The organism is Sphingomonas sp. (genome assembly GCF_036269755.1).
Lineage (GTDB): Bacteria > Pseudomonadota > Alphaproteobacteria > Sphingomonadales > Sphingomonadaceae > Sphingomonas.
This window is the reverse complement of the sequence record NZ_DATBDV010000009.1, coordinates 291,987-303,893: the sequence shown is the minus strand read 5'-3', so window position 1 is coordinate 303,893 and position 11,907 is coordinate 291,987. Positions and strand designations below refer to the sequence as shown.

Sequence of the window (11,907 nt, the reverse complement as noted above, 5' to 3'; positions counted from 1 at the left end):
GGGCAAGCATGTGACCGCGATCCACCGACAAATCGAAACATGGCGAGAAAGCGGGCTGCTCGGTCAGCTGATCCGTTTCGGCATTTCGGGGGGAATTTCGACGCTGATCTATTCGGCGATCTATCTGCCGCTGACCGCCTGGGTCTTTCGCGGGCCGCAGGCGGTCTATGCGGTGCCCTTCGCCTTCGCGATTGCGGTCACCGCGGGCTTCTTCCTGCACAGCCGCTGGAGCTTCAAGGGCTATGGCAGCCGCGATCCCGGCGGGATGCAGCAAGTGAAGTTCGTCGGCGTCCAGGCATCGGGGATGGCGATCAACGCCGTCATCACCTGGATCGGCACCGCGCAGCTCGGCTATCCGGCCTGGGTGCCGCTGCTCCCGGCGGTTGCGGTGGCGACGATCTTCACCTTCATCCTCAACCGCTGGCTGGTATTCGCGTGATGGCCGAAATCTGATGAAGCGCCCGAATGGATAGAATCGTCTACGACCGCATGGCCGAGCATGATTCGACGCATTGGTGGTACACCGCGCGTCGCGACGTGCTGCACGATTACATCGCGCGCGAAGCGAACCTGCCCGAGGAGGCGCATATCCTCGAGATCGGGTGCGGGACCGGGCACAATCTGGTCATGCTCCGGCAATTCGGCACGGTCGACGCGATCGAGATCGACCCCGCGGCGCGTGCGATCGCGAGCCGGCGGCTCGGCAAGCCCGTCGGCGATGCGCCGTTGCCCGCGCTCCCCGGCGTGCCGCGCCGCGCGTACGACATGATCGCGGTGCTCGACGTCGTCGAGCATATCGACGACGACGTCGCCGCGCTGCGCGCGATGAAGGACTGCCTCAAACCCGGCGGCAAGGTCCTTATCGCGGTGCCGGCGCACCAATGGATGTGGTCGGCGCACGATGTCGTGAACCACCACCATCGCCGCTATTCGAAGGCGAGCCTTAGAAAGGCGCTCGACGCGGCGGGGCTCGTTCCCCACAAGCTCGGTTACTTCAACTCCTTGCTGTTTCCGCTGGCCGCGGCTGCGCGAGTCGCGGGGCGGATCACGGGCCGCGACGACAGCGACGACTCCCCGCCGCCCGGGCCGGTCAACAAACTGTTCGAAGCGATCTTCCGCGCCGAGCGCCACTTGGTCGGGCGGATGCCGATGCCGGTCGGGGTGTCGATCCTGACGCTTGCGACGCCGAAGTTCTAAGGGACCTATTCGGCCGCCTTGGGCTCGCTGATCAGTTCGGGAGCGGTCGGCGCCACCGCGACATTGTGCCCGTCCCCTGCGCGATAGCCGAGCTTGGCAGATCCCTGCACCGGCCCCGCGACGTCGGACACCAGATAGAGCGGCCGCCGCTTGCTCTCGACATAGAGCCGCCCGAGATACTCGCCGATCATCCCGAGCACGAACATCTGCACCGCGCCGAGCAGCACGACGATGAACGCAAGGCTCGTCCAGCCCGGCACCGCGCTGCCCGACAGGAAGCCGACGGCGATATAGATCAACAGCAGCACCGACGCCCCGGCCAGTGCGACCCCGACATGGCTGGCGAACGTCAGCGGCTTGGTCGAAAAGCCGGTCATCGCATCGAACGCGAGCCGCAGCATCTTCGACAGCGGGTAATTGGTCTCGCCCGCAAAACGCTCGGCACGGTCGTACGGGAACGGCACCTGGCGAAAGCCGATCCACGCCACCATGCCGCGGATGAAGCGCGCTTGTTCGGGCAAGCTCAGGAAGGCGTCGAGCGCGCGGCGCGACATCAGCCGAAAATCGCCGGTGTCGAGCGGGATCGGGGTGTCGGTCACGCGATCGAGCAAGCGATAGAAGGCTGCCGCGGTCGCCTTCTTGAAGAACGTCTCGCCGTCGCGCTTGCGGCGCACGGCATAGACGACGTCGGCATTATCGGTTGCCATCGCGCGACGCATCTCGCCGAGCAGTTCGGGCGGGTCCTGCAGGTCGGCATCGATGATCAGGATCTGCTCGCCCGCGCACAGATCGAGCCCGGCGGTCAGCGCGAGCTGGTGCCCGTGGTTGCGCGACAGGTTGATCGCGACCAGCCGCGGATCGGCGGCCGACAGCCGCTGCATCATCGGCCAGCTGTCGTCCTTCGATCCGTCGTTGATCAGGACGAGCTCGTAATCCTCGCCGACCTCGGCCTTGGCCGCCGCCGTCACTCGCGCGTGGAGCGTGTCGAGCGAGGCGGACTCGTTGTAGCACGGGACGACGATCGAGAGCTGGGGACGGTGCATGGCGCAGCTTTTAGGCGTCCCCGCGCTCCGCGTCATCGGGTTTTGTGGGAGCGGCGGGCGCCGCGCCGCGCGCCTGTTCCTTGCGCCGCCTGAGGTTGGCGCGAAGCTGCGCGGCAAGGCGCGCGGCCTTTTCGTCGTTCACGGGCATGCCCCCTGCCTAAACCCGGTCCCGCCGCCTTGACAATATCAGGGGCGCCGGACATAGGCGCGCCTCCGCGAAGGGCCCCGGCCCGCTCGTCGAGTGCTGCCGTAGCTCAGTGGTAGAGCGCATCCTTGGTAAGGCTGAGGTCGTGAGTTCAATCCTCACCGGCAGCACCATTTTTCAATGGCTTAGGCGAGATTTCCGCCTCCCCCCCGGGGGCGGGTCATCACGGGGCCATCACGATCTGCAGGCAGCCCTCAATGACGCTATGCGACGCTGGTTTCGCCAGCGGTCGGGTTTGGAACGAGAAACGTCGCGCCCAATATCGAGACAGCGGCCATCTCTACGGCGCCCTGCTCGGGAGCGATCTTTAGCTCGATAGGCTCTCTGAGCGCTCGTAATATGGTCTCGGTGGTCAGGTCCTCGGCGCGTAGATGATGTGTTGTCTCAACGACCTCCAACGTCCTGCCGTCGAAAATCTCGACCTTCGTCCCGACCGTGATCGCCTTTCGGATTGTCTCCCCTGCGACCGGGACTCCAAGATGAGACCAGCCATCGAACATCCCATCGCTACTGAGCACGAGTGGCTGGATGGCTGAAATCCTCGCCGCGGCAGAGCGACCGACGATCGAGGAGAGGAGTTTAGGCCGATCGCGCAGCGTGTTGGCGGCTAGCAGCGCCTGCCTGCATCCCTTCTCAATGATCCTTCGGGCCTTCCAATGATCGTAAGGAGTGATTCCGGATCCAGTCAGCGCCTTCAACTCGACTACGAGCAGCAAGTCGTCGCGAAGGAGCAGCATGTCTGCCTCGGTGAGCTTGCTGCCCCCGTCGCTTATCGAGACATTGCGCCCAACGATCTCCCATCCGGTATCTGCGAACCCGGCAGCGGTGAATTCCTCCCACACCGAGCCGAAAAGCCTCCCGACTTCTCCACCCGTATTTGCGACTTCCCGAACGACAGTCGCCCAGCCGCTCATGTCAGCTGGCCTCGCCGGACGCGCATATCCCTCGCCGGTTCTCACGAACGGGCGCCGCAGGATCTCGAAGTGGCTCCTGGCTGGCAGCGACACGGTCAAGTCATTCCATGCTAGTCTCGCGGCTTCCCTTTCTTCGTGGCGCGGCAAGCCACCGAGCAAATACGAAAGCTGGACCTCGTCCCCGAAATCGCGGCGTGCTCTTCCGGGGAGCGCCTTTGCTACGTGCTCGGCCGCCATGGACGACCAGCGCAGCGCCATCGACACGTGGTAAAGCGTTGGGATCCGGGCGCCTCCTCGACCGGAAACGTAGATGAGATCGTCCTCGGCATCTATGTCGTTGAGAAGGAGGGTGCCGCGACGCTCCAGCGCCTCCAGACTACCCACTTCCAAGTCCCGACTGCCGGATAGCTCGACATATTCCTCGACGGCGTCTGCGAGGAAGGCCGATTGTATTGCCGCCAGCTGCTCGCGGACGAAACGTGGATGACGATGACCTGTGGCAACATGGATAAGGCGTCGGCGTATCGCCAGCTGCCTGATCGTGGTCAGTCGAAGGTCGACCAGCTCCAAACGGAAGAGGCGTCGCTTATGGTCATGCGCTGCAATCGAGCATTCTCCGAAGCTGGTCGAGTCCAAGACATATTCTAAGCCGTTCAGTTGACTGGCGAGCAGGGTAATGCGCCGGAATGGACCGAGCGACCGTTCAATAGCGTCCGGTCGACGGAGTGCCCGGCCACCAACGCGGGACGACACTTCGTTTAAGGCGCGGAGCACTCCGAACATCACGTCGTTTGCGTAGCCCGAAAATTCGTGAATCGACCTCTCGTATTCACTCACGGAAGTTTCGGATGGTAGCGGCGCGCGCGATGTGGCGGCCCGCTCGACCTCGCGCGAGAAAGTCCGTTCCGCAACCGCCATCAGCTGTTTCAACGAGATTCGAGGCAGCTTAAGGCTTTCAGTGCCGACCGCAGCCTTGAGTTGATCGCGAAGCGAGCCAATCTCGAGCACAAGGGCAAGATAGCGCCGATACTCTTCGGCAGCATTCCCATCGAGATGCGGTTCGAGCTGCGTCGAAACGATCTCCGCGAAACGCTTCCTGATCGCCGCACCGCCTTGCGCAAGAACTTTTTGTTCGCGGATAGCGGCAAAAACGCCTTGAGAGGCATTCGCTGCGAGCTCGCGCTCAACGGCGTCAAGGTTGCCACCTTTCTGGGCTTCCGACAGCCGACGAACGATACGCTGAAGCGCCTTATCGGTCATGGCCGCATCGGCCCAGAAAGGCGAGCGATATGGGCTGTCAGGGGACGAAAACCTTCAGCGCCATCTTGATCAGGTCGTTCGCGCGCTTGTCGAGCACCGTCTTCGTCCACGAGGTCAGCGCTCCAACGTCGCGGTTGAGGGAGATGTTAGACTTCGCGAGCATCGGCTTTTTCTCGTCGAACGCCTTGTTGGCAAGGGCGTCGTTGTCGTCGGGCCCAAAGACTGCCAGGTTCCCTAGCGTGTCCTTCAACGGCTCAAGCGAAGCCGATTTGTCTGCTGGCTTCGCCGAGCGAGGGTATATGTGCTCCAGCGTGGTATTAGAGAAGTCCAGGATGGCTGACTTGTTCTTGCACTTCGGTACGCCGTTGGCGCCCTTATCGAACCAGTCGCGATAGTCCTCCAGGGCGATGAGAAGGTACCGGATGTGGCCGTTGCCACCACGCTTATTGTAGCGGAGCTGCCGAAGGCTGGCCTCGAACAGGTCGAGGGGCACCATCTTGTCGACGAGGGTGGTGAGGTCGTTGCGCAGACTGGACATCTTGTAGGCCCCGACGTCGTCGCGGATCTTCTTGGCGTGCTTCAGGTAGAGCTCGGTCATCGGACTGATGTGCGCGTTGCCGATCGTTTTATAGCGGAACACGAAGCGTTCGAGCAGGGCGACGGCTTCTGCGAAGCGCGTCGATTCCAGTTCCCGCAGTGCCAGCAGCAGGGGCATCGCGTTCGTGTGCTTCAGGTGCGTGACGAGCATCCGAAGGCGCTCGCGATCCCACTGCACCGTCTTCTTGTCCTTAGAGAACGGCCAGTTGCCGTCACCCATGTCCTCGAGGAGGGAGAAGGCCGCGTCCATACGATCGACCTCGTCAACGATCTGGCCGGCGAGCGTCTTCGTCATCTTGACGTCTGGCGGTGCGTTGAAGCGATTGGCGAGGAACTGTTCCGTCAGTTCGGACGGCGATGGGCGCTTGCCCTGATGGCTTGAGTAGTACCACTTCAGATAGGTGTCGATTTCGCCCGGCTCGTAAGCCAGCACTTCGTCCCAGGCCCCAGCCAGCTTGTCCTGGACAGCCGCCAATGACGCATCGTCGAGAAGTTCCATCGTGCGAGCACGCAGCAGGTCGCTGTCTGTGAGCTGCACGCCACGATCGTTCAGGACCTGGAAAATCTGATATGCTTCCGAGCGCGTGTCCGATGACATGAAGATCACCGTACAGTCCTCGCCCAGAACGCGCTCCGCCAGCAGCTTGATGTGCTCGGCGCTGGTCGAGAGTCCGCCGGACAGGAGCGCGTTCTTCACGAATTCCGTAAGCAGGTCCCACGCCGTTTGAAGTCGATCGTGGGAGGCGCGTTCGCTCTTCGGAGACTTTCCATCGAGCAGGGCTACGAAGAAGTCCCGGTCGGCCTGCGAAAGCGTCAGCTTCGGCACATCCACGTATTCGAGAGCGATGCTGTCCCGGTAATGGAGATAGTGTTTCGACAGCGTGTCCATCGTGTTCGTTAGGAAGGTGCTGGCCTTGCTCTCCTCGTCGGATGGCTTGGCCTTCTTGGTGAGGTCGCCGAGGACGTTGCGCATCTCCGCGACAAGTGCGCCGATGAGGAGAACGAACGATGCCAGCCGCTGCTGCCCGTCGATGACTTCGTAGTTGGAGCGGCTGGAGTCGCCCAGCGCGTTCGGCACGGTCACTATGCCGCCGAAAAAATGGTTGAGTTTTCCGCCCTCAACCCGCCGCGACAGGCAGCGCCGGATATCGCTGATGAAGTCCGAGACGGCTTGATCGTTCCAGGCGTAGCCGCGCTGGTATTTCGGGACCGCAAAGGTGTGCTTCTGCTCGAATAGCGTCCTTATCGACAGCTGGTCCGGCTTGATCCCCAACGGCGCTCTCCCTTGTCCATCGCCGCTCCGACGAATCGGATCGATAGTGGAGCATGCTCACCTCGCTATCAACGATTGGCGGCTAACGCGGACGGGCCAGTTCGGCTGCGACATACTCGGCGTTGACGTCCCAGCCGTCGAACAGTCGGAAGATGGGTTGTAGCAACGTCGCCGTGATGGACGCCGCTTCCGCACCGAGATTGGAGACCGGGACCGCGACGGCGACCCGCCGGCCAGCTTCGGAAGCCGTGTACTGCCTGCTGTAGTAAGTGGGTGCCAGTTCATCGATGACGCGGCCGCGCAGCCCGGCATAGTCCACCATCACCTCGCAGGCATCGGCTTCGAACTGCTCCGCCAGCCGGCGGACGAATGCGATGCGCTGCGCGACGTGCTGAATGTGGAAGCGCGGTGACATGCGGCCACCCGGTGGCCATTGCCGCGTGTTGTTCCTCTCGATCGCGGCCCGAAGGTGAGGCAGGTCCTCCGCGAATATTGACACGTCGATGCCGACGCCGTCCACAGCGACGCGCCACAGGGCGGGCATCACGTCTTCCTCCAGCGCTGTCCGACGCATCTCCAGCCCGTCCATGTCGCCGAACAGCGCGACGCGCGGACGCTGTTGCTCCGACCAGCCAAGCTCGAACGGTACGAGTCCGTCGTTGACCTCGTCCGAGGCGCCGAGACCCGCGGACCTCACGGCGTCGCGAAGCGTGGCGATGTCGAGTGGCACCGGAGAGCGGTTGTCGGCGGTAAGCAGCCTAAACCCGAATGCGACCCGGTTTGCCTCCGTGTTCACCGGCCATGCCACAGCCTCGATCAACGCCCATTCGGCCAGCGCGTCGTTCACGAACGGCGGGAGGTCTGAAGTTTGCTCAGGTGTGGTCGGGCGGTCGAACAGCCGGCTGATGGACCCTAGCAGTTCGTCGCGCTCGGCGACGATGCAGCGACGGATGACGTCGCGCCACATTTCGGGGTGGTCGATCGGATGGGACTTGGGTCCGGATACGCGGATGTAGTGGGCGCCGCGGCGTATGCCTTCGACGCGGCCCTTGATCTGCGGTCCATCACGTTTCGCACAGACCGGCTGTGCGCCGTGGCTCGGGACGCGCACGACGGGATGCGTCTGGCCCGACGCCGCGGTCACCATGTGCACCGCGCAATGCATCGGCGGGACCAGATACCGGTCCACCACGCCGTTGATCGCGTCCTGACCATAGCCCGCTAGATCGGGCGGCGGCGGGGAGCTCGTCGCCCCGTCATCGTCGAATCCGAAGACGAGGTGACCACCGCCGAGGTTGGCCAGCGCGCAGATGTGTCGCGCCGTGTTGGCACGCACTAGATCGTCCGTCAGGTCCAGCCAGTTCTTGTATTCGACGTCTGGCGTCTCGAGGTGGCCGTTCACGAGATCGCGGAGAAGCGCGTCCCCACCGTTGTCTTCGGCCATCCTGCCCGCCCTCCATCCAAGATCGGCCCCGCCGGTCACCGGAGGCATTCTCGCGACCGGTGGGGCCGGACACGGTTATTCCGCCTCTTCTTCCTCGGCGTCTTCTGCGTCCACCGCGTCGAGCATGGCGATGAACCGCAGGGCCTGCTTCTCGACCTCCTTGAGAAGCGGACGGATGTGGGCCGACTGGTCGACCAGAGCGTCCGCCTTGAACTCCTTCATGGTGTCCAGAAGCTCGGTGAGCGTCGCGATCGGCTTGCTCTTGCCGCGGTGCAGCTTCATCTCCGCATAAAGTTCGCCCACCGGCGTGGCGTCGCTTGGCTCCTCGACGTTCAGCCGCTTGGCGAAGCTGGTGGTGGAGTTCTTCGCGTCGTAGTTCGCGACCCGCTGCCAGACGCGCATGTCCTCCGCCTTTTGGAAGACGTTGGCATCGTCCTCGTCATCGGTTTTCTTGCGGTTGCGCTTCTTGCTGAAGGCCCACTGGAAGAGGGCCTCTTCGCCCTTCTCGCTCAGGTGCAGGTCGGTGCTTCCGAACTCGAAGGCTGTGCGCGAGACCTGATGGTCCAGGATCTGCTCGAAGAAGTACTGATCGGACGCCTGGAAGGTGTTCCCGGCGGCCTGGACTTTCTCGTCGTAGTTCGCCCGGAAGTGTCCGAAGGCCGATGACGCCTGGATGTTGCGGCGGATGTCGTCCTTCTTGCGGGGCAGAACTTCGGCGATCTGCGACAGTATGCCGTCGTCGATGCGCAGTTCCTCGCCCGGGAACTGGGCGTGGAAACGCTCCTGGTAGAGCGACATGATGTATAGCCCGACCGCGTGCGGGCCCCAACCCTGCGCCGGGGCGACGTGCCGCACGCCGTGGAGCCGCGGCAGGATCTGCGTCAGTTCCGCAGCCGTATCCGCCTTAACCGGGAAGACCTTCACGGTGTCGGTCTTCGCGATCAGGTCCTTTATCTTCTCGACCTGCTTCTCCTGCCGGCTCAGCTCCGGGGCGGGGAAGCCCCCGCCTTGGCCGCGGCGCAGCTTCTCCAGCTTCTCGATCTCACGCGGCAGCCGTTCGCGCACCGTCTTCAGTACGGACGTGCGGGTGTTGCCCTCCACCACAACGTAGCGGTCTGATCCGGGGTCCTTCCAGACGAGGATGGGATCGACTGGAACCCATCCCTGGTCGATGATCGAGGACTCAAGCCGCCCTGCGTTATAGACCTCGTAGGTCTTCAGGATCAGTGCCGCCTGCTTTTCGGGATCGAACAGCTGGTCGGGATCAGCGTAGCCGGGCGGTTCGTCCGGCGTGATACGCGGGTTGTTCGGATCGACGAACATCTTGCTGAGCTCGATGTCCTCGGGCGGCAGCAGGTAGGAATAGTCTGTGGTGGTTGTCATCGCTTCTGCTCCTGCAGAGTTCTGAGGTTCAAGGTTAGCTTCTGGCGACCGGCCTCGGCGATCATTGCCTCCGTCCTGTCGAGGTGGAGTGGCGGCAGCGGTGGCGCGGGGATTTCCGACCTGAGCGTGGTCAGCCGTGCGAGCTGACGGGCGGGCTCGACCCCCCTCAGCACGCTTGCGAGGGTGTCGAGCCAATCGATGAGGAGATCGGCCTCTTCCGTGGATAGCAGCCGCGCCTCGAATCCGCCGATCGGCAGCGGCACCTTGATCGCGAGCGTCATCTCCTCGGGATCCTCCGAATAGGTGGCCGCGATCGACAGGCCGTTATGGCAGTCGGCGAGGAAGGCCGTCAGTTCCGGCGGGACGCTGTCGTGGTACCGGGATATGACGTAGCGGAGGAACGTCGTCGCACCGTGCTTCGCGTAGTTGCGAAGCGCGAAGGCCGGGCCGAGCTTGTCGTCCACCTCGTCGAGGGCGAAGCCCAGTGCGCCGATGACTTCAATGAGATCGCGGCGAAGGCGCCCGGCGCTCGCCGGCAGGCCCAGTCCGGGTCCCACTTCCTTGACGAATTCGCTGGCGTCTGGTCGCTCGGCGACTTGGCAATAGCGGTTGAATAGCCCCCTGAAGAGCTTTGTGTTGCCCTTGGTCTCAAGGAAGGCGCCCCAAGGCGCCTCGTCGAACTTCGCGGCGATCCCGAAATATGGCAGCCCGTAGAGCATCAGCCGGGGCTGGTCCTCGAGATCGACGTCCCCCAGCGCGGCCAAGACGCGCCGCGCGTTGTCGGGAGCGACGTGGTGCAGGTCGAGTTGCTCTCGCATTCCGCGCTCGAGCTCCTCGCGGCTGCCATAGTCGAGATCGACGAGTATTGGTCGCGGACGATCGCTGATGTCCTCGTATAGCCAGCGCTGGTCGAAGCGATACGCCAGGGCGGGGTTGTCGACCTGCACGACCCAGGCGCGCCGCTTGCCCGGCGCGTGACGAACGCAGCGCCCCGCCGCCTGCATCAGCGAGATCACGCTGTCCGTGCGGTAGGTGATGACTACGGAATCGATCGCGGGGTCGTCGAACCCCTCGAGCAGCATCTGCGCGGAAAGCAGGATCGCGTGCGGCTTGTCGGCGAACAGCGCGAGCATCGCCTCGGCGCCCAGGCCGTGCGAATTGCCGCGACCGTGCAGGAAACCCACGTCGGCGAGGTCGATCGGATGGTCGACTTCGTCGTCGAGCAGCGCGATCACGCGGGCATGGAGCGCCTCGACGTATTCGATGCGCGACGCGATGACGAGGGTTTTGCGGAAGCGGGAGCGCGTCTCGTCCACGATGCGGCGCGCGATCTGGTCGACGACTTCCGGATCGGACAGCTCGAGCGAGCGAACCTTGAGCGGTTCGAATTCCGGCACGATGATCGCGCGTCGTTCAGCGAGTTCGCGATAGGTGATCGTGAAGGCGATCTCGTCGATGAAGATCGGCTTGGCGTCCATGCGCACGGGCGTCGCCGTCAAAAGCAGCACCGGATAGGGCCGCTTCTTCGCGAACACTTCGCCGTAGCTGGGAGCCGCGGCATGGTGCGCCTCGTCCACGATGATGATCGCCGTCGCGGTGGTCCTGGCCAGCAGCGCTGGCACTTCGCTCAGCATCGCGAAGTCGATCCGCTCGGCCAGGTCCGCTGCGTCGTCGGGCAACCCCGGGGGGTTCTGATCGACGAGCTTCCCCAGTTCGCGGAAGGCTTGCGCCTTCAGGTTGTGCCGATGTGTGACCCAGATCGCGCGCGCCTCGCCGTCCGGGTTCGCCGCGAGCTGTTCGAGCACGACGCGCAGCGCTGTGCGCGTCTTGCCCGCACCGGTCGGCAACACCAGTCCGATGTTGATCGAGGCCTTGCGCCGGAAGGCGGCCATGCAGCGTTCGACGGCGACGTCCTGGAAGCTCCAGTCGGGCCCACTGGCAGGAATGGTCACCGCCTCGGGAGCGGCTCGGGTGCCCGCGATGACACGCGCCAGCACCGCAGGCGGGACGCCGATCAATTCCGAGACGGCGGCAAGCTCCATCCCGCTGTTTAAGTGCGGCGCTGCGCGATTCCGTAATTCCGATATTTTGTCGTCGTCGACCTCGGCTGGCCACCGTTCGGCCCCGGCGGCGATCTTGAGCAGGTCGACGGTGCTCTGGTTCACGCCGCGTGCGACGTCGTCGGATAGAAGGGCGTGAACGCGGTTTACGTGCAAACGCGAATCGATACCGACGTCGGCGAGGATTTCGTTGATAACGCGGGTCAGTGCCGCCGTGTTTCCCTCAGCGACATAGGCCGGGATCAGCATGTCCTCGATGAGCCCTCGCACGAGCGGGTGGGAAACGGTGTAGCGAGCCATGGGCACGTCCTATTCCAAAAATGCGGAACCTTCAAGCGATTGCGGAATTACAGCATCGACAGGGTTGCGGAATTTCGGAATTGCTCTATTCGACACCCTACGTTCCGGCGACTCGGCGCCAGAACGGAAAAACCCCGCGAAGGCTGAGGCCTGCGCGGGGTCTTCGTCCGGGATGGTATGATGCTCAAGGCATCAGGGGCCAGCTCCGGCTCACAGACGGGTAGTTAGTAT

Annotated in this window: 9 protein-coding genes and 1 tRNA gene; 3 read left to right on the top strand and 7 right to left on the bottom strand. The window is 63.7% G+C overall.

The window, feature by feature from the left end; all coding sequences use genetic code 11:
* The first annotated feature begins 10 nt into the window (after positions 1-10).
* Positions 11-439 (top strand): GtrA family protein, encoded by a 429-nt coding sequence (locus VH326_RS08090; protein ID WP_329631296.1) that lies wholly within the window; start codon positions 11-13, stop codon positions 437-439.
* Positions 440-465: 26 nt separating this feature from the next.
* Positions 466-1,197, top strand: a complete 732-nt coding sequence (locus VH326_RS08085; protein ID WP_329631295.1) for a class I SAM-dependent methyltransferase — start codon at positions 466-468, stop codon at positions 1,195-1,197.
* 5 nt (positions 1,198-1,202) lie between these two features.
* On the opposite strand, the gene VH326_RS08080 is transcribed toward VH326_RS08085, so the two are convergent.
* Positions 1,203-2,240: a glycosyltransferase family 2 protein gene (locus VH326_RS08080; RefSeq protein ID WP_329631294.1), complete on the bottom strand. Its 1,038-nt coding sequence runs from the start codon at positions 2,238-2,240 to the stop codon at positions 1,203-1,205.
* Between the two features lie 10 nt (positions 2,241-2,250).
* The gene (locus tag VH326_RS08075; protein WP_329631293.1) at positions 2,251-2,388 is read right to left on the bottom strand and encodes a hypothetical protein; all 138 of its coding nucleotides are present in this window, start codon (positions 2,386-2,388) and stop codon (positions 2,251-2,253) included.
* A 95-nt stretch (positions 2,389-2,483) separates the two neighbouring features.
* On the opposite strand from VH326_RS08075, the gene VH326_RS08070 reads away from it, so the two are divergent.
* A tRNA-Thr gene (locus tag VH326_RS08070) sits at positions 2,484-2,558 on the top strand.
* A gap of 90 nt (positions 2,559-2,648) precedes the next feature.
* Here the strand turns inward: VH326_RS08070 and VH326_RS08065 are convergent.
* The 5 genes from VH326_RS08065 to VH326_RS08045 all read right to left on the bottom strand — a co-directional run bounded on the left by VH326_RS08065 (position 2,649) and on the right by VH326_RS08045 (position 11,676).
* Positions 2,649-4,619 (bottom strand): hypothetical protein, encoded by a 1,971-nt coding sequence (locus tag VH326_RS08065; protein ID WP_329631292.1) that lies wholly within the window; start codon positions 4,617-4,619, stop codon positions 2,649-2,651.
* A 37-nt stretch (positions 4,620-4,656) separates the two neighbouring features.
* Positions 4,657-6,489 (bottom strand): DUF262 domain-containing HNH endonuclease family protein, encoded by a 1,833-nt coding sequence (locus tag VH326_RS08060; protein ID WP_329631291.1) that lies wholly within the window; start codon positions 6,487-6,489, stop codon positions 4,657-4,659.
* 82 nt (positions 6,490-6,571) lie between these two features.
* Positions 6,572-7,933, bottom strand: a complete 1,362-nt coding sequence (locus VH326_RS08055; protein ID WP_329631290.1) for an ATP-binding protein — start codon at positions 7,931-7,933, stop codon at positions 6,572-6,574.
* Between the two features lie 75 nt (positions 7,934-8,008).
* Positions 8,009-9,316: a hypothetical protein gene (locus tag VH326_RS08050; protein WP_329631289.1), complete on the bottom strand. Its 1,308-nt coding sequence runs from the start codon at positions 9,314-9,316 to the stop codon at positions 8,009-8,011.
* Entirely contained in the window at positions 9,313-11,676 is a 2,364-nt protein-coding gene (locus VH326_RS08045) for a DEAD/DEAH box helicase (protein WP_329631288.1), read from the bottom strand. The genes VH326_RS08050 and VH326_RS08045 overlap by 4 nt, the downstream gene beginning before the upstream one ends.
* Positions 11,677-11,907 lie beyond the last annotated feature (231 nt).

Bases quoted from the DNA above. Each gene is read 5' to 3' on its own strand.
- VH326_RS08050 (WP_329631289.1), bottom strand. From the start codon at position 9,316: ATGACAACCACCACAGACTATTCCTACCTGCTGCCGCCCGAGGACATC.
- VH326_RS08075 (WP_329631293.1), bottom strand. From the start codon at position 2,388: ATGCCCGTGAACGACGAAAAGGCCGCGCGCCTTGCCGCGCAGCTTCGC.
- VH326_RS08080 (WP_329631294.1), bottom strand. From the start codon at position 2,240: ATGCACCGTCCCCAGCTCTCGATCGTCGTCCCGTGCTACAACGAGTCC.
- VH326_RS08065 (WP_329631292.1), bottom strand. From the start codon at position 4,619: ATGACCGATAAGGCGCTTCAGCGTATCGTTCGTCGGCTGTCGGAAGCC.
- VH326_RS08055 (WP_329631290.1), bottom strand. From the start codon at position 7,933: ATGGCCGAAGACAACGGTGGGGACGCGCTTCTCCGCGATCTCGTGAAC.
- VH326_RS08045 (WP_329631288.1), bottom strand. From the start codon at position 11,676: ATGGCTCGCTACACCGTTTCCCACCCGCTCGTGCGAGGGCTCATCGAG.
- VH326_RS08085 (WP_329631295.1), top strand. From the start codon at position 466: ATGGATAGAATCGTCTACGACCGCATGGCCGAGCATGATTCGACGCAT.